Consider the following 22,114-nt stretch of genomic DNA (forward strand, 5'->3'; position numbering starts at 1 on the left):
TTAGACAGAAGGTGATCAGCAATGAACATACCATTAATTAATCTTAAGGCTCAATATAAACAAATTCAAAATGCCTTAGAAGCCAAGGTGCTAGAGGTGCTGTCCAATGCCCAGTACATTATGGGCAAGGAGGTTTTTTCCTTTGAACAGGAGTTTGCCCAATATATAGGGGTTAAACATGCTATTTCAGTTGGGAATGGTACCGATGCCCTGGTAATAGCCCTGAAATCCCTGGGGATTGGGGAAGGGGACGAGGTGATTACTTCGCCCTTTACCTTCTTTGCCACAGCTGAAAGTATTTCGGCTGTGGGGGCAACCCCTGTTTTTGTCGATGTAAGACCAGATACCTTCAATCTCGACCCTAACCTAATTGAGGATAGGATTACGGCTAAAACAAAGGCCATTATGCCGGTTCACATCTTTGGTCAGGCGGTGGATATGGACCAGGTGAATGATATTGCCCGGCGTCATGGCCTCTATGTCATTGAGGATGCCTGCCAGGCAGTGGGCGGTAAATATCGGGGTCAGATGCTGGGCTCTTTAGGGAATATTGCTTGCTTTTCTTTTTTTCCTACGAAAAATCTTGGCTGTGCCGGTGATGGCGGTATGATTGTGACCAATGACGATGATCTGGCGGTGATTTGTCGGGGACTTCGGGCCCATGGCAGTGGGGAAAACGGGCGAAGGGCATATAATCTGTTAAAGGGTATTGATGAAGTGGTTGAGGTAGATTCTTCTACCGATAACACGGTATATAATCCTTTGAAATACTTTAATTATTTAATTGGTCATAATTCCAGGCTGGATGAGGTTCAGGCGGCGATTTTAAGGGTGAAGCTTCCGCTGCTGGATACCTGGAATAGCAGCAGAAGGAACCATGCAGCCTTTTATCATAATGCCCTGGAAGGGATGGACCTGGTCAGGCCCGTAGAGGCAGCAGATAATGAGCATGTTTATCACATGTATGTTATACAGTCGGAAGGGCGTGATGCCCTGGTGGCCTATTTGAAGGAAAGGGGAATTGCTACAGGCATTTATTACCCCGTACCGCTGCATCTGCAAAAGGCTTATCTTTCCCTGGGCTATGCCGAGGGAGACCTGCCTACTGCCGAATATTTGTCCAAAAGAACCTTTGCCATTCCCATGTTTCCAGAGCTGACGACGGATGAAAGGGAATATATTGTGGAAATGATAAGGAGGTTTAACCTTTAAATATGGCTGGCAAAAACTTTTTTGTTCATGAGTCTTCTTATATAGACGAGCCCTGTAAGATTGGAGAAGGGACTAAAATTTGGCACTTTTCTCATATTATGCGAGATTCGGTGATTGGTGACAATTGTAATATTGGACAAAATGTAGTCATTTCCCCGGGAGTTCGTCTGGGAAATGGTGTGAAGATCCAGAATAATGTTTCGGTGTATTCGGGGGTTGTTTGTGAAGATGATGTTTTTTTAGGGCCTTCTTGTGTTTTTACCAATGTTATTAATCCCAGAAGCTTTATTATTAGGCGGGACGAGTATCGTACAACCCTTGTAGGGAAGGGAGCCTCTATCGGAGCCAATGCCACTATTGTATGTGGGATTTCAATTGGTCAGTATGCCTTTATTGGTGCCGGGGCAGTGGTTACCAAGAATGTGCCTGACTTTGCTTTGGTAGTTGGGAATCCCGCCAGAGTGGTTGGCTATGTTTGTATTTGTGGAAACCGCTTAACATTGTGGGAAAAGGCTTATCGGTGTAACACCTGCGATAAGGTATATGACTCGGTTGATGATAATATATTGTTGAAAGGATAAGGTGATGGGCCAATGAAGAAAGGACTAAAACAGGTGTTAATGGATAAAATTGAAGATCGAACTGCTAAGGTGGCGGTCATCGGTCTGGGTTATGTGGGGCTACCCCTGGCGGTGGAAAAGGCCAAGGCCGGGTACCGAACCATTGGCTTTGATGTTCAGGAAGAAAAGGTCAATCTGGTAAACAAGGGACACAACTATATAGGTGATGTGGTAGATGCAGAATTGACCGATATCGTGGAACGGGGCCTGCTGTCGGCTACGACGAATTTTTCTGTGGTGGGAGAAGCAGATTTTATAGCCATCTGTGTACCCACTCCCCTGGACGAGTATCAACAGCCAGATATCAGCTATGTAAGAGATTCTACCATTGAGATTGCCAAATATTTAAAGCGGGGGTCCATTGTAGTGTTGGAAAGTACCACCTATCCCGGTACCACAGAGGAGCTGCTGATGCCCATCCTGGAAAGGGGCTCCGGCCTAAAATGTGGAGAAGACTTTTTTCTGGCCTTTTCCCCAGAAAGGGTGGACCCAGGTAACCTGATCTACAAGACGAAAAATACCCCCAAGGTAGTAGGGGGAGTGGGCAGGGATGCCACAGAGCTGGCGGCCGCCATGTACCGCAGGGTGTTGGACAGTGATATTTTTGAAGCCTCCTCACCAAAGGTGGCAGAGATGGAAAAAATATTGGAAAATACCTACCGGAATATCAATATTGGCCTAATCAATGAAATGGCAATTATCTGTAATAAGATGGGAATTAACATATGGGAGGTCATAGAGGCAGCCAAGACAAAGCCCTATGGGTTTCAGGCATTTTATCCCGGGCCAGGCCTGGGGGGCCATTGTATTCCCCTGGACCCCTACTATTTAAGCTGGAAGGCTCGGGAATATCAGTATCATACAAAGCTCATCGAAACCTCCGGCATTATTAACGATAGTATGCCCGAATATGTGGTGGAAAGGGCCAGTAAAATTCTAAATCGCTTTAAAAAGCCCCTGAATGGAGCCAAAATACTAATCCTGGGGGTTGCCTATAAACAAGATATAGATGATTATCGGGAAAGCCCAGCATTAAAGGTCATTGAAATTTTTCAAAAAGAAGGGTGCCAGGTGGACTTCTATGATCCCTTTGTGAAGGAATATAAATATAAGGGCAAAGAGAAGTCTGGAATGGATCAATTAAGGGCTGAATTGCTTCAAGGGGTCGATTTAGTGGTGATTACTACGGCCCATACGGTGATTGATTATGAATTTGTTCAGCAAAATGCCCCTTACATATTTGATACGAAAAATGCCATGAAAAGAGTATTAAACAGAGACAATATCGAGCTGCTATAAAGGGGGTTTTTCGGTGAAACGGCTAAGGATAGCTTTAATAGGCTGCGGAAGAATTTCATATAAGCATATTGAAGGGATTGTCAATAATAGAGAAATAGCAGAGCTGGTGGCAGTGTGTGACTTAGTACCCGAAAGGATGGAGCAAAGGGCCACCCAATATGGAGAGCTGATGTTGAAAGAGCAGGAAGGAGATATTCAAAAAGGACCCCTTGAAGAAATTGCCGCTGCTCGGGAAACAGTAGCCCAGTACCGTGACTATCAAGAAATGCTTCAAAAAGAGACGATTGATATCGTAACCATAGCCACAGAAAGCGGCTACCATGCCAGGATAGCCCTGGATTGCTTGGAGGCCGGCACCCATGTGCTGGTGGAAAAGCCCATGGCCCTTTCCCTGGAGGATGCCGATAAAATGATTGCCCTGGCCAGGGAAAAAAATAAAAAAATCTGTGTCTCCCATCAAAATCGGTTTAATCCGCCAATACAAAAGCTGAGAAGGGCCATAGAAGAGGGAAGATTTGGCCGGATTATCAACGGCACCGCCAGAATTTTATGGACGAGGGATGACAATTATTATCGTCAGGCCCCCTGGCGTGGCACCAGGGCCCTGGATGGAGGTACCCTGATGAACCAGTGTATTCATAATATAGACCTGCTGCAATGGATGATGGGGTCAGAGGTGGAGAGAATCCATGCAGAACGGGATACCTTTTTAAGAAATATAGAGATGGAAGACTTCGGGGCCATACTAATCCGATTTAAAAATCGAGCCATAGGAATTGTAGAGGGCAGTGCCTGCGTTTACCCTAAAAACCTGGAAGAGACCCTGAGCATATTTGGAGAGCGGGGAACAGTGGTTATTGGGGGCCTGGCAGTGAACGAAATCAAAACCTGGCAGTTTGCCGATAAAAGAGATTACGATGAAGCTGACGAAAGCTCAGAAATAGATAGTGTATATGGTAACGGCCACACACCACTGTATAAAGACTTTATTGAGGCAATATGTAAAGACCAAGAGCCCCTGGTAAACGGGGAAGAGGGAAAAAAGGCCCTGGAGATCGTTCTAAAGGCCTACTCCATTGAAAACTAAAGCCTTTGAAGGAAGGAATGAAAAAGAATGGAAAAATACATAGAGGTACTGACACGAATTTTAGAATTAAGCGACACCCTGCAGGAAGGAATTGAACATATACAATTGAAATTGGCTGAAGAAAAGATTGAAGATGCCAAGATTCTACTCCATGATGTGGCTGAGGCCCTGGAGGCCATTGACCAGTCTCTAAGCCCTATAGAGGAGGAACTGCCAGACAATAGTATCAATTATTTAATTTATAATCTGCTTAAGGAAATTAAGGAAATACTCATTCTGATTGAGGGTAACCAAATGGAAATGGCAGCTGAAAGGCCAGCTAAAAAGCTCATTCCGACCTGTCAGGCATGGAAGCAGGAATTACAAAAAGTAATCGGGCCTTTGGTACTGCAATAGAAAAATATTCACTTTAATTTGATGGTAAAATATGTTTCTGGTAAAATTGATATAACAACTAATTAGGGTGTGTCTGAATACTCCGAAAGGTGCATACCAGGGAGTACGTCAAGGAAAAGCAACGCTGCGTGGGACAAAAAAGCGGTGAAAGATGCCCTAGAGTGGGTTTTCAGACACGCCTAGGAAAGGTGAGTGATTTTTATGAACATAGAAGCTCTATCTACCATACAAAGCATGGCCCAGGTGAAGCAGGCGGCTGCTGTCTCAGTGTTGAAAATGACCATGGATCAAGCTCAAAGCCAGGGACTTGAATTAATAAAGGCCTTGGAAAGCACCAATAAGGCCCTGGAGCAGTCTGTTCATCCCCACTTAGGTGGAAGCATTGATATCTACCTATAACAGACTGTTTAATAGGCCAATGTAACTATATAAAGAGCAGTACCTTTTGTTTATAATAGAAGAAAGCTGTTTTAGTGAAGACAGTTAGGGGAAACATATACGGAAGGAGCATACCAATGGCTACCAAGCAAATTACTTTGCAGGAAATTATCAGCCGTGTGGAAGACATACCAACGCTGCCCGATACCATCACCAGGATTATTCAGCTAACCGATGATGCCAACTCTACCGTGCAGGATATAGAGCGGGAAGTGTTGAAGGATCAAAGCCTGACAACCAAAATATTGAGGCTGGCCAATTCAGCCTATTATGGGTACCCCAGAACCATCAGTACTATATCCCAAGCCACTGTATTGCTGGGTTTTCAAACTGTTAGAAGTATGGCCCTCAGTGCAACGGTCAGTAATATTTTAGATAAAGAGCTTGAAGGCTATGCCCTAGAAAGTAAGGCCCTTTTAAGACAGTCCCAGGCCTGTGCAATGATATCAAGGTTCCTGGCCAAGAAGCTAAGGTTCAGTAAGGCTGAAAATGCCTATGTGGCAGGGTTGCTGCGGGATATTGGAAAGGTCATCCTAAACTATTATATTACAGAACAGTATCAGCAGGTGATCAACGAGGTTGAAACCAGAGGCATAACCTTTTTAGAGGCTGAGGAAATGATCTTAGGCTTTAACCATGCAGAAGTGGGGGCTAAAATTGCTGAAAAGTGGAATCTTCCAGAGGAATTGGTAGAGGCCATTGCCTATCATCATACCCCCGATAGGGCGAAGGTGAATGAAAAAATGACTGCCATTGTCCATGTGTCAGATGCTATGATCATGATGATGGGGATGGGTTTGGGCATAGATGGTCTGGCCTATCGCTTTTCACCCCACGCACTGGAGCTGTTAAAACTAGATGAGTTGGATCTTCAGCAATATATGGCTGAGGCTTCAGATTTTCTGGTGGATGAAGATTCCTTCCATTATTAATTTGATTATACCGAAAAATCCAGCTCCTAACGTAAAGCTATGTACGTAGGGGCTGTTTTTTTATGTATTAGGGTTACCCGGTTCATTCTTGCATGGGCCAAAGGAGTAAGGTATAATGAAACGTAGAAATAACAGGAAAAGTCAAAACACCTTCAAAATCTTGAATCGTTCTTTCAGGCGGTTCAAGAAATAATGATAGTGGGAGGATTCTAATGAAGAAAGGGAAAATAGCGATAATTATATTCACTTTAATATTATCTGTTGTCATGCAGACCTTAATCAGTTTTGGTTCAACCGATCTAAGTTATGAGGAAATAGAAAGGATTATAGAAGAGGTAGCGGAGGAAAAAAATATACCCGCTGTAATCTTAAAGGCCTTGGCCTGGAAGGAAAGCCAATATCAACAGTTTACCAGCAGCGGTGCCCCCTTTGTTTCCAGAGGCAACACAGGAATTATGCAAATTAATAGTATACATAAACACTTTGATCAGGAGAAATTAAAATACGATATCAAATACAATATAGAGGCCGGAGCAGATATACTGCTGGGCCGGTGGTATGCTTCAGGAACAACCTATCCCAAAATTGGAAACATGGACCCAAACATATTGGAACATTGGTACTTTGCCCTATGGGGATACAATGGCTGGGTGGCAAGGAATAATCCCAATGTTTCCGGTGAAAAGGCCTTTCAAGAGGAAATTTTTCAATTGATTCGTGATAAATATCAGCAGCCTGTTACCTCCATTGATGCCAGCCATCTGCCGGCCAGTGGACTGCCAGGGGGTGATCTCGTGATTCCTACCCCTGAAATCCATCATTTTGCTGAAAAACCTGTACTTTTTATTGATCTGGTGGATCATCCCAAGCGAGAATACATAGAAGAACTATTTGAAAAAGGGATTGTCAGTGGTGTCGGCAACGATTTATTTTTACCCGATGATCCTGTTACAAGGGAGCAGATGACAAAAATCCTGGTGGATGGCTTCGATTTGGAGCTGATAAGCCAGGAATTTGCCGCAGTAGATTATCAAAAAATTGTAGGCTGGGCAAGGGATTATTTTGCAACGGCCTTCGATAATGGGATTGTCACCACAGATGAGTATGGATATATAAATCCCAAGGAATATGTCACCCGTGAAGAGGCGTTGATTATGCTTTATAATGGATTGCCGGATGATGTTGCCCCCAATATTGTAGAAATACCAAGGGATGCCATACCCTTTGGAGATTTGGAGGGTGTCAGACGAAGGGCCCTGGAGGCAATCGTCTATTTCCTTGATGAAGAGGTAATTGCAGATAGAGAATTATTCCGCCCTAAGGAATATATTACTCGAGGAGAATTATGCAAGTGGATGTATGAAATCTTAGAAAATATTCTTTAATAAATTGAAAATGACTTTGAAGCCCGGTTTCCTAGACTGTTAAATAAGCGGGCTTTAAAGTCATTAAATATACAACATAAACCAAAAATCCTGCTTATTAGTCAAAAACAAGGGTATCTAGTACCATGGGTCATCTTGTCAGGAAAATATCAATATTGAAGGAAGGTAGCGTGTTTAAATGGAAGCTATTAATTACAATGGATTAATAGAAGCTGTGGGTGCCTGCTGTCTGACAGAAACGCAGTGTGGTTCCTGTGAAAATGAGGCCTGTTTGGTGGGGTATTGCAAGCAGGCCTTGGTAACGGCATTAAAGAGCCAAGAAGAATTTTTAGACGGCGGAATGGAGGACATTCCCTATGAGGATTCCAAGCTATTCGACGAGGAAGAAATAATTAGGGCCATCGCCTTTACTTTAAATCAATGTCGAAATTGCAGAGTATATCATGACGAGGATTGTATCATTAATATCATCAGAAGCTCCCTTGAGGTGGCCCTTATTGGTGATTCCCTTGAATATAAGGGCAGTAATCTGGTTTATATCAGCGAGCTGGAAAAGAAGAACAAGGAGATCGCCCAAAGGGTGTTTCAACAATTTAAACAAGCTGGGAGGAACTAAAATGAAAAAGAGGGAATTAACAATTGAAGCAATTATCGGAGAAACAAAGGATACGAAGCTGGAGCGGATCGTCAGTCAAAATTTCAAGGGTGAAACCAGTGAAGCGGGCCTATATTTGGCAATGGCAAGATTAGCCCAAAGAGAGGGCTACCCTGAAATTGCAGAGGTATTAAAAACCATTGCCTGGGAGGAAGCCGAGCATGCTGCCCACTTTGCAGAATTAAACGGTATGATCCAGGTAGATCTGTTTGAAAATATTAAGGAGATGTTGGAGGGAGAAACCTTTGCCAATCAAGGCAAGCGTGAGGCTGCCCAAATGGCAGAAGAACTGGGGCTTTATTCCGCCAGGGATTATTTTAATGAATCAGCCAAGGACGAGGCCAGACACGCTCGTATGCTGGAGGGGATTTTACATAGATATGCAGAAAAATAAGATGGGAGCGTAATTAAAGTACGCTCCTTTTTTAAACAAAAAACTGCGGAAAGATTTACAAATCTGATTGTCTCCTTCACTCCAAGCTAGTACAATAAAAATAACATTACATAATTAGATTAGATACCCCATTATATTTGAAGGGAGAACAGTAAAGGATGGCGCTTTTTAATTGTACGGTCTGCGGTAGATTATTCAAAGGTACTGACTCAAAAATATGTCCTCGTTGTTTAAGTAATGAGGAGGGGCCCTATCAAAAGGTGGTCAGATATGTGTATGATCACTACGGGGCCAGCGTTTTAGAGGTATCAGAGGCAACAGGGGTTGACGTGAAGCTAATTTTAAAATATGTAAAGGATGGAAAAATCGACGTGATACAGGAGAAAGATGAATAGAAAAAAGATTGATAGGGCCATCAAATTAACATTGGTGGCCTTGATGCTGTTCAAAAAATAAATTTTAAAAATTCAATATTTTTTTGCAAAAGGGCTTGTGCCAATAAAAAAGTCATATTATAATTTAAATGTTAACGTTTTCATACATATCAAGCAATATTCTTTTTAATTTAAAATGTTCACGTGTGCAAGCTAAAACTTGAATTGTGATCTATGGGATAGGTATTTTTTTAAAAGAACTTGTTCACGTGTGCAATTCTGGTATAGGCTGGAAAATCTAGGCCTTTCCATTAACAAGACAGGAAGGGAGGAAAGGATACAAAGGTCTTCAAAAAGATAAGATCCAGGTAAAATATTTAAAGGGGGTTTTTAGGTGATTAGGTTTAGAGGTATTTTAAGTTTAATGATGGTTCTAGTATTGCTGCTGGCAAACATGCCCATAATGGCCCTGGCGGCTGACCAAGACCCAGATGATTCCCTTATCCAGGAAGTATCACCCCTTGAAGCAGAACTGCCTCAAGAGCAGGGGGATACAGCACCAGAGGACGAGGAGTCTCAGGAAGCAGAAGGGCCCGTCGAGGAGGAATTGCCCCGGGAAACAGAGGAGGCTGTTGAGGAAGGGGAGATCCCTACGCCAGAAGAAGTGCTGCTTCCTGATGAAGACCAGGCTAATTTAGAATTGGAAGCATTGGAAAACAATATAGATATCCATCAGCATATGACTAAAATTCTTTCAGACTGGCAATTTAGCGCCTTTGGGAGTAATACCAGTACTGAAAGGAATCCAAAACCCATGGAAAATGAAGATGGCTCCATTACCATAGGGGCTACGGGAGGAAAAATTGCCAGCGGTGATGAAGGCATTTCCTTCCTTTATCAGGAACTGCCCTCTGAGACGAACTTTCAATTAACCGTCCAGGTGACAGTCAATAGCTTTAACAATACAGCTACCATCAGCACGCCCAATCAAAAATCCTTTGGCTTGATGGTAAGAAACGAGGTGGGGGAGGATGGCGATTCAGCTGTCCAAACCAGCAGCTACGCTGCAGTGGGGGCCTTGGATACCGTCATGAAGGGCTTCTATAAGGCCCAGGGAACCCAGACAAAGCTGCCCCCCTATGAAGGTATCAATGCACCAACGGCCGACGAGGTTTACAGCTTAAGCTTAAGGAAATCAGGCAGTACCTATGTCTTTACCTGCAATGGAATCAGCGAAGCAGTTACATTGGAAGGGCTCCTTGATGAAACTGCCTATGTAGGACTATTTGTAGCCAGAGATGCAGAGATCACCTTTAGTGACTTTGACATTACCATAGACCAACGAAGGGTGACAGAGCTAAGCCTTGACTACAGTCAGATGAAAACTGAGTATCTGGTGGGGGAGACCCTAGATACAACAGGCTTAATCGTTAAAGCCCTTTATTCCGATGGAACAGAGGAAGCTTTAAATAGCGATGATTACATTGTAATGGGCTATGACAGCAGCGAGGCGGGCCAGGTGGTCATTTCCATTCATTACAACGGTGCCATTGCCACAATTAAGCTGACCATTATTTCATTGAGTATTACCAGCTTAGACATTTTATATCATCCTGCAAAGACCACCTATTATCCTGGTGATTCCATTGAAATTCAAGGTTTAACAGTTTTAGCCACCTATAATCACGGCTATTATCAGGAGGAACTGGAAAGGGAACAATATCGATTGCTGATAGATGGCCAGCCAATTGATGAGGCCAGCTATACCTTTGATACGCCCGGGGAGAAAATCATTACTGTTCAGGCCATTGATACCCCCGTTGTTACAGTGGATTTTACCGTCACAGTAGTCAATGCACAAATTACAGAGCTGGAAATCATCCGTATGCCAGAAAAAACCCTGTACTTTCCAGGGGAGGAGCTAAAGCTGGAGGGGATGATTGTCTATGCAAAATACAGCGATAACCGTTCCGTAAGACTATCTAGGTCAGAATATACAGTATCAGCGCTGGATACCACCACAACAGGAGAAAAGGAAATAACTATTTTCCATAAGGGAACGACCGTTTCCTTTAAGGTACTGGTGAAGGAAAGGGAGCTGGTGGGAATTGAGGTGAGAAGCTACCCAAAAACCACCTACTATTTAGGAGAAGTTTTTGATTCTACAGGTCTAGTGGTGGTAAAGGCCTACGATAATGGAGAAAAGGAAGTACTGGAGAAAGATCAGTATCAAATCGATCTAGGGAAGTATGATTCCAGCCAGGCGGGTATTTATGATATTAAAATTTTACCAGCAGATGAATCCATTGAGCCCATTATATTGAAAGTAACCGTTCAGCAGGCCCCAAGCCATGAATGGCAGTTTATTCGATTTGGGCAATCCTCGTCTGACAGCAGGAATTACGGTACGGTAAGGGCTGACGGTACCATTGAGCTGGTGGCCCTGGAGGGGGGCGGAAAGGTTACAGGAGACCATGATGGAATCACCTTCTATTATACCGAGATCGATGCCGGCAGTGATAATTTTACCCTATCGGCTGACATTAAGGTAATTGAATATGCCAAAACCCCCCATGACGGCCAGGAGTCCTTTGGAATCATGGCTCGGGATGCCGTCGGGCCCCATGGTGATGCCAGTGTTTTTGCTTCAAATATTGCAGCCGTTGGGGGCTACAGCGGAGGAACAAGAAATGATAATGGGACACAATTCTTCATCAGAACCGGGGTAGAATCCCCTGACGGTGCCGGAAGTCAGGGAATTAAGAGCATTATGCTGAAGGAAGAGCGACCACAGGAAAGCAACACCTATCCCCAGGCCCCCTATCGCCTAACCCTGTCCAAGACCAACAGTGGCTATACTGCCAGCCTGAATGACGGTGAAACCGCCATCTTCTATGAGCCGGAGCTGCTGAATGTGATGGATGGTAAAATTTATGTGGGCTTTTATGCGGCCCGATTGGCCACCATTGAAGTCAGCAACGTGGAGCTTTCGGTAACGGCTGCCATCACTGATGCCCCCAGGGTAGAGCCGCCTAAGGTTCCGGTGGAGCCAGACTTTGAATTTTTATCTTTGGAGCAAACCGCAAGCACCAATTATGAATTACTGTTGAAATCCAATGTAAAGGGCTATCTAACCCTCAAAATGGGCCATAAGACCTTGATTGAAGACCAGGCCCTGGATTCAAATGAGATTTTTAAAGTTTCTACAGAAATTGGGAAAAATCGCACCACCGGTTTTATAGCCACCTTTATTCCAGATGATACAGCCCTTTTAACTTCCTATGATAAGATTATCAAGCATTTTACTGTTGAAAACAGAAGCTATGATATAGGAGAAAACATTTATGTTTCGCCCACGGGCACCGGCAACGGAACAGGTACAGCAGATGATCCCCTTGATTTGGATACCGCCATTGCCTTCTTGAAGCCCGGACAAAAAATTGTGTTGATGGATGGCCGCTATGTACGTAATGCCAAGCTGGAAATTAAAAAATATAATGATGGTACGGCTGATGCCATGAAATATATGGTTGCCGCCCCCGGGGCAAGGCCTATTATTGATTTTGATAAAAAGACCGAGGGGGTTGTATTAAGCGGAAACTATTGGCATGTAAAGGGAATTGATTTTATTCGTTCAGCAGGAAACACCAAGGGATTTACCATTGGTGGAAGCCATAATATTGTTGAGCTATGCAGGTTTTACGAAAATGGCGATACAGGGCTGCAAATCAGCAGAACAGATCTTTCCAATGATATCAGCCAATGGCCCTCCTACAACTTGATTCTCAACAGTACGGCCTTCGACAACCGTGACCCCTCCGACAACAATGCCGACGGCTTTGCTGCCAAGCTTACCGCCGGTGTGGGGAATGTATTCAGGGGCTGTATTGCCCACAATAATATTGATGACGGATGGGATCTTTATACCAAGGCCGGTACTGGCGCCATCGGGCCGGTCATCATTGAAGACAGTATTGCCTATCATAACGGGTTTTTAACCGACGGTACCGTTGGTGCCGGTGACAAGAACGGCTTTAAGCTGGGCGGGGAAGGAATCCATGTTCCCCATATCATTAGAAACAGCATGGCCTTTGGTAATGGAGCCTATGGCTTTACCAGCAACAGCAATCCCGGGGTGATTGCAGAAAATAATATCGGCTTTAATAATGAAGGGGCAAATTTGAGCTTTACGACCTATACCAATATTCCTACAGATTTTACAATTAAGGGCTTTGTATCCTACCAAAAAGACTATAGGGCAAAGGATCAGTATCCAGCCCATTTAAGCTCCAATGACAACTTTATGTTTGACGGTACAAGCTCCAAAAACCAGACAGGGGTTGTCTTGACAGATCAAAATTTTGAAAGCCTGATGCCGACAATTCCCTATGAACGTGATGAAGCAGGGAATATTATATGGGGTGATTTCCTTAAATTTATTGCCCCTAGGCAAAACCAGACCGATGATTCAGGAAGGGGAGATTCACGGGATGGCAGCGAGGATCGGGATACAACCAGACCAAGGCCTAGAGCCACTACCCCTTCAGATTCCCAGGAGGATACCAGCCCTGCAACAGAAAAAACCTCAATCCTGGAAAACGCCCAGGGGGTTCAATTAACCAGAGAAAAAGTACCCTATATTAGCGGCTACCCCGATGGTACCATTAAGCCAAATCATTCCATGACTAGGGAAGAGGCCATAGCCCTAATCTATCAACTGATTATCAACGAAGATAAGGGAAATTACCAACTACCCCAGGGGGTACTGACGGATGTTGACCGAAGCAGCTGGTCGACAGAAGCCGTTGCCTATTTGTTTAACCAGGGCATGATAAAGGGTTATGCCGATGGCACTTTAAAACCAAAGAAAGATATTACTAGGGCAGAATTTATTGCTATGATGGCCAGCTTTATTCCTGATGATGCCACCGCAGGCATTGTCAGCTTTACGGATATACAAGGAAGCTGGTCAAGGGAATTGGTCGAAAGGGCTGCCGCCGCCGGTTGGATTCAAGGCTATGGTGACGGTACCTTCAGACCAAACCAAGGGATTACCCGGGCAGAAGCCATCACAATGATGAATCGTATTTTGAATCGAATACCTGATTATCCTTACATAGATCAAACAGGGGCAGCCTTCAGTGATTTATCGCCCGATCATTGGGCCTATTATGAAATAATGGAGGCTGTAGGAAGATAAATTTAATAAATTAGAGATGGTAAAGTCAGCAACCCTGGCGGCTATGATGCCGGCCATGGTTGCTGGCTTTATTTTTTTGTAAAAAAAATAAAAAAACCTTTGTCAAAATCGTGCTGGTGTATTATAATGATTTTATTGTAACCTTGCAGAATACAAATGTATATATAACAAGGACATAGCTGTTGATACTGTAAAAGTGTCTGGATAAAGAATGAATGGCCTTAATGAAAGAGCTGGCAAATTATATATTGATTGGCAGGCCATAACTTTTATTGATTTAATGCATTAAATTAATAAAACTGACCATGTGGGAAGAACACAATTCTATCAATCAGGTATATTTGAATTCCTTCAGGGAGGAGGGGAGTTCATTTATATAATTTTTACCTAAAAGAAAAATGCATAAGGGGGAAGTGAAATGAAAAGAAAATTGCTGGCTTTAGTTTCGGTGCTGTTGGTATTATCACTGGGGTTAAGTGGTTGTGCAGGGGAAGGGCAACCTGTCGAAAATCCCGGTAATGCCAATGGGCCTTCTGACGATGTGATTAGAATTGGAGTATTTGAACCGGTTACCGGGGCCAATGCGGCTGGTGGAGCCCTGGAGGTGGAGGGGATACAATTAGCCAATGAGCTGTATCCTGAGGTATTGGGAAAAAAAGTAGAAATTGTAGTTGTAGACAATAAGTCTGATGTGGTAGAAGCTGCCAATGCTGCCAACAGGTTGGTAGAAAAAGAAAAGGTGTCAGCTATCATAGGAAGCTGGGGGAGCTCCTATTCCATGGCGGCCGGAGATATTGTACGAAATGCCCAGGTACCTGCAGTGGCGGCATCGGCCACCAATCCTCTGGTAACCCTGGATAATGATTATTACTTCCGGGTTTGCTTTCTAGACCCCTTTCAGGGAACTGTAATGGCCAACTATGCCTATAATAGCCTGGGGGCCAAAAAGGTGGCCATTGTCAGGGAAGTCAACAATGATTACGCCGTTGGACTTGCAAAGTTTTTTGAGGACTCTTTTATCCAACTAACTGGCGATCAGAATGCTATTGTTGCTGTAACCAACTATAATACTGGCGACCAGGATTTTTCCTCTCAGCTGTTAAATATCAGCTCCCAGAAACCTGATGTGATCTTTGCACCTGGCAACTTTACCGAATCGGCCCTGCTGATCAAGCAGGCGAGACAATTAGGAATTCAGACACCCATTATCGGTGGCGATACCTGGGAGACTCCTGAATTCATCGAAATTGGCCAGGAGGATGTAGAAGGTACTGTTTTGTCAACCTTCTTTACCTCAGAGGTGCCCATAACAGCAGAATCAGAGGTGTTTCTTAAGGCCTATCGTGAGAAATACGGAAAGGAACCGGCCGCCGTTACGGCCCTGGGCTACGATGCCTATATTTTAATACTGGATGCCATTGAAAGGGCAGGTTCTGCCGATCCCGTTAAGATTAGGGAAGAAATTTCAAAAACAACAGGCTTTGAAGGGGCGGCAGGGGTCATTACCCTGGATGAAAATGGCGATGCAGTCAAAAGCGCCGTTATCAAAGTGGTGAAGGACGGCAAATTTGTCTATATGGATACAATTGAACCAATTCAATAGGATCATGAGGAGCTTCCTTCCCATAAGAGAAGGGAGCTCTCCTGATTCAATAATAATTAAAATGAGGTGGTAGGAAATGACATGGGAGCTATTTTTGCAGCACCTTACCAACGGAATATCCCTGGGAAGCCTGTACGCCCTGGTGGCAATAGGCTATACCATGGTTTATGGTATATTAAGATTAATTAACTTTGCCCATGGTGAGATCTTCATGATGTCTCTATATTTTGTGTTTTATGGTGTTGCAGTATTTACCCTGCCCTGGTACGTGGCCTTCATCATATCAGTTATTTTAACCTGTATTTTGGGGATGGCGGTGGAGCGGGCCGCCTACAAAACCCTTCGGGATTCCCCCCGAATTACCGTAATGGTATCGGCCATCGGGGCCTCCTTCTTTTTACAAAATCTATCGGTGGTGCTATTCGGGGGAAGGCCCAAGGCCTTTCCTACGGTGAAGCTCTTTACCGATGTCATACAAATCGGAGCGGTTTCCCTGCAAAGATTAACCTTGATTATTCCCGTAACAACCCTTGTCTTACTCTTTGGACTGCTTTATCTTGTCAATCAAACCAAAACCGGTATGGCCATGAGGGCTGTTTCAAAGGATCATGAAACAGCCAGGCTGATGGGGGTTGACGTTAACCGAACCATTACGATTACCTTTGGTATCGGTTCGGCATTGGCCGCAGTGGGAGGAATCATGTGGGGAATGAAGTTTCCTCAAATTCAGCCCACCCTGGGGGTAATTCCCGGGTTAAAATGCTTTATTGCCGCAGTTATCGGGGGAATCGGCAACATTACCGGTGCAGTCATGGGCGGGTTTATCCTGGGCATAGGGGAAATTATGCTGGTTGCCATGCTGCCCCAATTAACGGGCTACCGAGATGCCTTTGCCTTTATTCTATTGATTATCATTTTATTATTTAAGCCCACAGGTATAATGGGAGAAAAAATTTCAGAGAAGGTGTAGACATGGATACAAAAAAAAGAAATACCCTATTAACAACTGGTTCAATGCTATTATTAGCTGCCTTTTTAATATATGCCAATCACCGTTTTGATTCCTATCAGATCCGGATTTTGAACCTATGTGCCATCTATACAATCCTTGGCTTAAGTATGAATCTGATTAACGGATTCACCGGGCTTTTTTCTCTGGGTCATGCTGGCTTTATGGCCATTGGCGCCTATACCACTGCCCTCTTAACCATGTCAGAGGCCGTAAAGAAGCAAAATTTCTTTTTATCGCCCATGATTTCGCCCCTTGATCAAATTTCACTGCCCTTTTTGGCGGCATTGCTGATAGGAGGCCTTCTTGCAGCAGCTGTGGCCTTCTTAATTGGTGCGCCGGTATTAAGGCTCAAGGGCGACTACCTGGCCATTGCCACCCTGGGGTTTTCAGAAATTATTCGTATTGTCTTTACCAATACCCAGCGGATCACCAATGGAGCCCTGGGTTTAAAATCTATCCCCAATACCACTAATCTGGGATGGAGCTTTGGGTTGGCAGTCTTGACACTGGTTTTTATGATCTGCCTGATCAATAGCAGCTACGGAAAGGCCTTTAAAGCCATTCGAGAGGATGAAATTGCCGCAGAAAGTATGGGGATCAGCCTTTTTAAGCATAAAATGCTGGCCTTTATGATCGGTGCTTTCTTTGCAGGAATTGGCGGGGGGTTATTGGCCAACCTTTTAGGTGCCATTAATCCAACCATGTTTAGATCAGTCTTAACCTTTAATGTTTTACTGATTATCGTTCTGGGAGGCATGGGAAGCTTGACAGGAACCGTGATTTCAGCCTTTATTATTACTGCTGGAATGGAATATTTACGATTTCTTGATGAATCTATAAACCTGGGCTTCGTTAAGCTGCCAGGTATTTCAGGCTTAAGGATGGTGGTGTTTTCAACCCTGTTAATGCTGGTGGTGCTTTTCTTTAAAAATGGGCTGATGGGCACCAATGAATTTAGCTGGAATAAGCTGTTGGGGCTATTTAAAGGAAGACCCCTTGCCAAAAGGAGGGTTGGACAATAATGAGCTTTCTTAAGACAGAAAAGGTAACCATGAAATTCGGGGGATTAACAGCCGTTAAGGATTTCAACCTGGAATTAAATCAAGGAGAAATTGTCGCCCTGATAGGGCCCAATGGCGCAGGAAAAACCACAGCCTTCAATACCATTACAGGGGTTTACCGCCCCACCGAGGGGAAGGTTCTATTGGGGGAGGATGACATAACAGGCCTTAGACCCGATCAAATTACCAAAAAGGGGCTGGCCAGAACCTTTCAAAACATTAGGCTCTTTAAAGAGCTTACAGTACTAGACAATGTGTTAATAGGAAATCATCTGCATTTAAAGGCAGGTTTATTAGGGGCAACCCTGGGGCTGCCCCGGTACCGTAGGGAAGAAAGGATTATGCTTGAAAAATCCCATAATCTGTTGGATAAGGTGGGCTTGATTCAATACAAAAATGAAAAGGCCACAAGCCTTTCCTACGGGCTGCAGCGAAGGCTGGAAATTGCCAGGGCCCTGGCCACCGAGCCCCAAATATTGCTTTTAGATGAGCCGGCTGCAGGGATGAACCCCAAGGAAACCGATGATCTAACCGAATTTATTCAGCAAATCAGAGAGGAATTTCATTTGACTATATTTATGATAGAGCATCATATGCAGGTGGTTATGGGGATATCAGACAGAATTTATGTTTTTGACCACGGGGTCACCATTGCCCAGGGAAGCCCTTACGAAATTCAAAACAATGAAAAAGTCATAGAAGCCTACCTGGGGGTGAGTGAAGATGCTTAAAATAGAAAATTTAGTGGTGGCCTATCATGCCATTGAGGCCATCAAGGGAATAGATTTAGAGGTGAAAGAGGGAGAAATAGTTACCCTGATTGGGGCCAATGGGGCAGGGAAAAGCACCACCTTAAAATCCATCGTAGGCTTGGTAAAGCCTAAAAATGGGAAGATCACCTACCACGAAAGGGATTTACTGAAGGAGGATACCAAAAATATGGTGAGGTACGGTATTACCCTGGTTCCTGAAGGTAGAAGGGTTTTTTCCAATCTAACCGTCCTTGAAAATCTTAAAATCGGTGCCTTTTACCGGAATGACCATAAAGAGATTGAAAGGGATTTGGAGTGGGTATACCAGTTATTTCCCAAACTAAAGGAGCGCAGCTGGCAGCCTTCCGGCACCCTTTCCGGCGGCGAGCAGCAGATGCTGGCTGTAGGCAGGGCCCTGATGGCGAGGCCCAAATTATTGATGATGGACGAGCCCTCCCTGGGGCTGGCCCCCTTAATTGTAAAGGAAATTTTCAACATTATCAAAGAAATCCATCGACAAGGGGTTACGGTACTTTTGATTGAGCAAAATGCCAATGCCGCCCTGCGAATTGCAGACAGGGCCTATGTTATGGAGACCGGCCAGATAACAATGGAGGGCACAGGAAGGGATTTATTAGCCAATGAAGAGGTGAAAAAGGCCTATCTGGGAGAAGCAAAGAGCTAGTTCTTTTTCCAGGTATCATTTGATAAAGAGGAATAGAATATATTATGTTAGCTTAATATCAAAGGCCCCTGATTTCAGGAGTGGAAAATTGTTTCCACCCCGAAGGATCAGGGGCCTTTGATTGGAACTAACATTTAAAATATAATTAGATATATCAACAAGCTAAAAAGAGGATACTGGGGGGAAATGTTGAATCATTTAGTAGAATCATAGATAAAAAGCCAGGAGCAATGAGGTGAGGGCATGAAAAAGATAGAGATGATATTCAATAAATTACTTTTCCTTCAGAAAAAACGGGACAGGGGCATTTCTGCCATGGAGCTCAGCCAAGCCCTGGGCCTTGACCGGGCCAATGTAAGTCGCTACCTTAACCGGCTTCATGAAGAAGGTAAGGTGGAAAAGCAAGAGGGCAGGCCGGTTCGATTTTTGGCCAGGGAGGGGGAAAGTCAGGTTGCCGAAGGAAAGGATATTGGCAATAGCCTGGAAAGTATCGTCGGGGCCCGGCAAAGCCTACAGGTTGCCATACAGCAGGCAAAGGCAGCCATGATGTATCCTCCCAGGGGCCTTCATACCATCCTATTGGGAGAAACTGGAGTCGGTAAATCCATGTTTGCAGAGCTGATGTACCGCTTTGCACTGGAATCAGGTGTATTGAAGCAGGACGCCCCCTTTATCCAATTCAACTGTGCAGACTATAGTGAGAATCCGCAGCTTTTGACAGCTCAAATATTTGGTGTTAAAAAGGGAACCTTTACGGGGGCTGACCGGGATCGAGAGGGGCTGATGAAAAAGGCCCATGGCGGGATTCTGTTCTTAGATGAGGTCCATCGCCTTCCTCCCCAAGGGCAGGAGATTCTATTTATGTACATTGACAAGGGCTGCTTCAGGCCCCTTGGCGACACAACTGAGGCCATCAGGGTAGAGGTGCAGTTAATTGCTGCCACCACCGAAGACCCCAGGTCAAGCCTATTAAAGACCTTTTTACGGAGAATTCCCATGACCATTACCCTGCCTTCCCTGGCTGAACGAAGCCTCATTGAAAGGTACCAGTTGACAGAGGTCTTTATTAAGGAAGAATCTGAACGAATTGGAAAGAGTATTTACATTAATAAAAATGTCATGGCCTCCTTCCTGCTCTATGAATGCAGCGGCAATATCGGTCAGCTGAGAAGCGATATTCAATTGGCCTGTGCAAAGGCATTTTTAACCTATAAAACCCAAAATAAAGACTATATTATCATCAATCAAGTTGATCTGCCCCATCACGTAAAAAAGGGGCTAATGAAAATTCAAGAATATAGAAGAGAAATTGAAAATATCATGACCGGACAGGGAGACATGCTACGCTTCCATCATCAGCAGGGGTTAGACATGGAGATTAAGGAAAAGCCCCAGGGAGACGGAGACTTCTATGAGGTAATCGAGAAAAAGCTGGAGACCTTAAAGCGTACCGGTTTAGAGGAAAATGAAATTAATCAGATATTAAACATAGATATTGAAAGCCACTTTCAGAAATACTTGGGCAAATTAACCACCAATTTTAACCGGGAAGAGCTTTCAAAGGTGGTGGACGAAAGTATTGTTGAGGTGGTGGAGGCTATTTTTGCCTTGGCCAGGGAACGGTTGAATCGGGTTTACGATGAGAAGATATATTATGGCCTGGCGCTACATTTAAGCGGCAGTATTAAGCGAATTAAAGGAGGCCATAAAATATACCATCCAAAACTGAATTTTATCAGAGTAAATTATGTAGAGGAATTTTTAGTGGCCATGGAGGCAACCAAGCTAATTGATCAACGTTTTGAAATTGAGACGCCATTAGATGAGATTGGCTATTTGGCAATGTTTTTTGCCTCTGATCCCTACGATATTCATGAAGAGGAGCCGGCCCAGGTAGGAATTTTGGTGTTAATGCATGGTAGTGCTACGGCCAGCAGTATGGTGGAGGTGGCAAATCAATTGGTAGGGGCCAATCATGCCAAGGCCCTGGATATGCCGCTGAAAATGAAGCCTGCTGTGATGTATGAGCTGGCTAAAAAAGAAGTGATAGCTCTGGATCAGGGGAAGGGGGTTTTAATGCTGGTGGATATGGGCTCCTTAACAAATTTTGGCGCCATGATTCAGGAGGAGACCGGTATTGAAACAGAGACAATTGATATGGTCAGTACCCCGGTGGTCATTGATGCCTGCCGAAAGGCTGCCCTGGGCCAAACCCTGGGGGAAATTTGTGACTCCTTGAGGGATCATATTCCCCACGAGCATCGTGAAAAGGCTGTCTCCAATACAATAAAAAGAATCATCATTACTGCCTGCTTCACCGGTGAAGGGGCAGCAGCCAGACTTAAAGAAATGATTGCTGATACCGTAGGTAATACACCTAATTTTGAAATTATTCCCTTGAATCTTCTTGACAAGGGGGCCTTTACCAGAAAGCTGAATCAATTGCGACGTCAGCATCGAATTGTGGCAGTGGTGGGAACCCTAGAGATAAAAAGCCAAGTTCCCTTCATTTCTGCCGGGGATATATTAACAGGAAAAGGTATTCAACAGCTTAAGGGGCTGATTGAGCAGGAAAAGACCTATATGAATATTGCCGACTCGTTAAAGGATCATATCGGCTGTGTTGAAGTCAATCAGCTGGTCAAGGATTCCCTGGAAACCGTTGAAGCGCTGGAGGTGATCCTTGGGGCCCCGGTAGCCTATGAGGTAAAAACAGGGATATTACTTCATATTTGCTTTTTGATTGATAAACTATGCAGGGGAGATCAAGAGACCCTATACCACAATTTAGCGGCTTATGAAAAGGAGCATGTTAGAGAGCTGACCCTGGTAAAAAAAGCCCTGGGAGCTTTAGAGAAGCAATATAAAATACGCATTGGAGAAAATGAAACTGCCTATATCTGCCATATGTTTTTGGCCAATCAACCAGAGGGAAGGGTGTAAAAATAAAATAGTGTGCAGTAGTGTGTTGAAAAGTGTGTAATTAATTTACACACTTTTTTTTAAGAA

18 protein-coding genes are annotated in these 22,114 nt (G+C 44.2%); all 18 read left to right on the forward strand.

Features of this window, described 5'->3' with window-relative positions; all coding sequences use genetic code 11:
• Nucleotides 1–21: 21 nt before the first annotated feature.
• On the forward strand, nt 22–1,212 hold the full coding sequence (locus tag ACYQ1I_RS08210) for a DegT/DnrJ/EryC1/StrS family aminotransferase (RefSeq protein WP_459764175.1): 1,191 nt from the start codon (nt 22–24) through the stop codon (nt 1,210–1,212).
• A gap of 2 nt (nt 1,213–1,214) precedes the next feature.
• Nucleotides 1,215–1,793 (forward strand): acyltransferase, encoded by a 579-nt coding sequence (locus ACYQ1I_RS08215; protein ID WP_459764177.1) that lies wholly within the window; start codon nt 1,215–1,217, stop codon nt 1,791–1,793.
• 12 nt (nt 1,794–1,805) lie between these two features.
• The gene (locus tag ACYQ1I_RS08220) at nt 1,806–3,131 is read left to right on the forward strand and encodes a nucleotide sugar dehydrogenase (protein ID WP_459764179.1); all 1,326 of its coding nucleotides are present in this window, start codon (nt 1,806–1,808) and stop codon (nt 3,129–3,131) included.
• A gap of 13 nt (nt 3,132–3,144) precedes the next feature.
• Nucleotides 3,145–4,218, forward strand: a complete 1,074-nt coding sequence (locus ACYQ1I_RS08225; protein WP_459764181.1) for a Gfo/Idh/MocA family protein — start codon at nt 3,145–3,147, stop codon at nt 4,216–4,218.
• Nucleotides 4,219–4,245: 27 nt separating this feature from the next.
• Nucleotides 4,246–4,614 (forward strand): DUF8042 domain-containing protein, encoded by a 369-nt coding sequence (locus tag ACYQ1I_RS08230; protein ID WP_459764183.1) that lies wholly within the window; start codon nt 4,246–4,248, stop codon nt 4,612–4,614.
• A gap of 201 nt (nt 4,615–4,815) precedes the next feature.
• Nucleotides 4,816–5,013 carry a YjfB family protein gene (locus tag ACYQ1I_RS08235; RefSeq protein ID WP_459764184.1) on the forward strand — a complete coding sequence of 66 codons (198 nt, stop codon included), beginning with the start codon at nt 4,816–4,818 and terminating at the stop codon, nt 5,011–5,013.
• 116 nt (nt 5,014–5,129) lie between these two features.
• A complete protein-coding gene (locus ACYQ1I_RS08240) occupies nt 5,130–5,984 on the forward strand; it encodes an HDOD domain-containing protein (RefSeq protein ID WP_459764186.1) in 855 nt (284 codons plus the stop codon).
• Nucleotides 5,985–6,196: 212 nt separating this feature from the next.
• On the forward strand, nt 6,197–7,369 hold the full coding sequence (locus ACYQ1I_RS08245) for an S-layer homology domain-containing protein (RefSeq protein ID WP_459764188.1): 1,173 nt from the start codon (nt 6,197–6,199) through the stop codon (nt 7,367–7,369).
• 178 nt (nt 7,370–7,547) lie between these two features.
• Nucleotides 7,548–7,985 carry a hypothetical protein gene (locus tag ACYQ1I_RS08250; RefSeq protein WP_459764190.1) on the forward strand — a complete coding sequence of 146 codons (438 nt, stop codon included), beginning with the start codon at nt 7,548–7,550 and terminating at the stop codon, nt 7,983–7,985.
• A 1-nt stretch (nt 7,986) separates the two neighbouring features.
• Nucleotides 7,987–8,418 carry a ferritin-like domain-containing protein gene (locus ACYQ1I_RS08255; RefSeq protein WP_459764191.1) on the forward strand — a complete coding sequence of 144 codons (432 nt, stop codon included), beginning with the start codon at nt 7,987–7,989 and terminating at the stop codon, nt 8,416–8,418.
• Between the two features lie 158 nt (nt 8,419–8,576).
• A complete protein-coding gene (locus ACYQ1I_RS08260) occupies nt 8,577–8,813 on the forward strand; it encodes a hypothetical protein (RefSeq protein ID WP_459764193.1) in 237 nt (78 codons plus the stop codon).
• Nucleotides 8,814–9,186: 373 nt separating this feature from the next.
• Nucleotides 9,187–13,992, forward strand: coding sequence for a right-handed parallel beta-helix repeat-containing protein (locus ACYQ1I_RS08265; protein WP_459764195.1), 4,806 nt, complete (start codon nt 9,187–9,189; stop codon nt 13,990–13,992).
• Between the two features lie 418 nt (nt 13,993–14,410).
• Nucleotides 14,411–15,595, forward strand: coding sequence for an ABC transporter substrate-binding protein (locus tag ACYQ1I_RS08270; RefSeq protein ID WP_459764197.1), 1,185 nt, complete (start codon nt 14,411–14,413; stop codon nt 15,593–15,595).
• Between the two features lie 76 nt (nt 15,596–15,671).
• Nucleotides 15,672–16,565: a branched-chain amino acid ABC transporter permease gene (locus ACYQ1I_RS08275; protein WP_459764199.1), complete on the forward strand. Its 894-nt coding sequence runs from the start codon at nt 15,672–15,674 to the stop codon at nt 16,563–16,565.
• 2 nt (nt 16,566–16,567) lie between these two features.
• The gene (locus ACYQ1I_RS08280; protein ID WP_459764201.1) at nt 16,568–17,629 is read left to right on the forward strand and encodes a branched-chain amino acid ABC transporter permease; all 1,062 of its coding nucleotides are present in this window, start codon (nt 16,568–16,570) and stop codon (nt 17,627–17,629) included.
• Nucleotides 17,629–18,399 (forward strand): ABC transporter ATP-binding protein, encoded by a 771-nt coding sequence (locus ACYQ1I_RS08285; RefSeq protein WP_459764203.1) that lies wholly within the window; start codon nt 17,629–17,631, stop codon nt 18,397–18,399. Before ACYQ1I_RS08280 ends, ACYQ1I_RS08285 begins: the two co-directional genes overlap by 1 nt.
• A complete protein-coding gene (locus ACYQ1I_RS08290; protein ID WP_459764205.1) occupies nt 18,392–19,105 on the forward strand; it encodes an ABC transporter ATP-binding protein in 714 nt (237 codons plus the stop codon). The genes ACYQ1I_RS08285 and ACYQ1I_RS08290 overlap by 8 nt, the downstream gene beginning before the upstream one ends.
• Before the next feature lie 243 nt (nt 19,106–19,348).
• The gene (locus ACYQ1I_RS08295; protein WP_459764207.1) at nt 19,349–22,048 is read left to right on the forward strand and encodes a sigma-54-dependent transcriptional regulator; all 2,700 of its coding nucleotides are present in this window, start codon (nt 19,349–19,351) and stop codon (nt 22,046–22,048) included.
• The last annotated feature ends 66 nt before the right edge of the window (nt 22,049–22,114 follow it).

It is taken from the genome of Alkaliphilus crotonatoxidans, assembly GCF_054658015.1.

Bases quoted from the DNA above. Each gene is read 5' to 3' on its own strand.
- ACYQ1I_RS08240 (WP_459764186.1), top strand. From the start codon at position 5,130: ATGGCTACCAAGCAAATTACTTTGCAGGAAATTATCAGCCGTGTGGAA.
- ACYQ1I_RS08245 (WP_459764188.1), top strand. From the start codon at position 6,197: ATGAAGAAAGGGAAAATAGCGATAATTATATTCACTTTAATATTATCT.
- ACYQ1I_RS08270 (WP_459764197.1), top strand. From the start codon at position 14,411: ATGAAAAGAAAATTGCTGGCTTTAGTTTCGGTGCTGTTGGTATTATCA.
- ACYQ1I_RS08235 (WP_459764184.1), top strand. From the start codon at position 4,816: ATGAACATAGAAGCTCTATCTACCATACAAAGCATGGCCCAGGTGAAG.
- ACYQ1I_RS08220 (WP_459764179.1), top strand. From the start codon at position 1,806: ATGAAGAAAGGACTAAAACAGGTGTTAATGGATAAAATTGAAGATCGA.
- ACYQ1I_RS08295 (WP_459764207.1), top strand. From the start codon at position 19,349: ATGAAAAAGATAGAGATGATATTCAATAAATTACTTTTCCTTCAGAAA.
- ACYQ1I_RS08290 (WP_459764205.1), top strand. From the start codon at position 18,392: ATGCTTAAAATAGAAAATTTAGTGGTGGCCTATCATGCCATTGAGGCC.
- ACYQ1I_RS08275 (WP_459764199.1), top strand. From the start codon at position 15,672: ATGACATGGGAGCTATTTTTGCAGCACCTTACCAACGGAATATCCCTG.
- ACYQ1I_RS08210 (WP_459764175.1), top strand. From the start codon at position 22: ATGAACATACCATTAATTAATCTTAAGGCTCAATATAAACAAATTCAA.
- ACYQ1I_RS08255 (WP_459764191.1), top strand. From the start codon at position 7,987: ATGAAAAAGAGGGAATTAACAATTGAAGCAATTATCGGAGAAACAAAG.
- ACYQ1I_RS08215 (WP_459764177.1), top strand. From the start codon at position 1,215: ATGGCTGGCAAAAACTTTTTTGTTCATGAGTCTTCTTATATAGACGAG.
- ACYQ1I_RS08260 (WP_459764193.1), top strand. From the start codon at position 8,577: ATGGCGCTTTTTAATTGTACGGTCTGCGGTAGATTATTCAAAGGTACT.
- ACYQ1I_RS08250 (WP_459764190.1), top strand. From the start codon at position 7,548: ATGGAAGCTATTAATTACAATGGATTAATAGAAGCTGTGGGTGCCTGC.
- ACYQ1I_RS08280 (WP_459764201.1), top strand. From the start codon at position 16,568: ATGGATACAAAAAAAAGAAATACCCTATTAACAACTGGTTCAATGCTA.
- ACYQ1I_RS08230 (WP_459764183.1), top strand. From the start codon at position 4,246: ATGGAAAAATACATAGAGGTACTGACACGAATTTTAGAATTAAGCGAC.
- ACYQ1I_RS08285 (WP_459764203.1), top strand. From the start codon at position 17,629: ATGAGCTTTCTTAAGACAGAAAAGGTAACCATGAAATTCGGGGGATTA.